Source organism: Martinezella calliandrae, assembly GCF_030272695.1.
Classification (GTDB): Bacteria; Pseudomonadota; Alphaproteobacteria; order Rhizobiales; family Rhizobiaceae; genus Rhizobium; species Rhizobium calliandrae.
Window position 1 is genome coordinate 1 of record NZ_JARFYN010000247.1, and the last position, 302, is coordinate 302.

A 302-nucleotide genomic window follows, 5' to 3' on the forward strand; every position below is an offset into this window, starting at 1 on the left:
TATAACGGCGTCATCTCGACCCGCGTCGGCTATACCGGCGGCGAGGTTCGCAATGCGACTTATCGCAATCATGGCACCCATGCGGAAGCGATCGAGATCATCTTCGATCCCGAGAAAATCGGCTATCGTGACCTCCTGGAATTCTTCTTCCAGATCCATGATCCGAGCACGCGCAACCGCCAGGGCAATGACATCGGCGCGAGCTATCGCTCGGCGATCTTCTATACGAGCGACGAGCAGAAGCGCGTCGCTCTGGATACGATCGCCGATGTCGACGCTTCCGGTCTCTGGCCGGGCAAGGT

General features: G+C 58.6%; 1 protein-coding gene. It reads left to right on the forward strand.

Going from position 1 to position 302, the window contains the following annotated elements; translation table 11 throughout:
• Positions 1-302, forward strand: a 302-nt coding sequence (locus tag PY650_RS36955) for a peptide-methionine (S)-S-oxide reductase MsrA (protein WP_285885068.1), incomplete at both ends; no start/stop codon positions are given.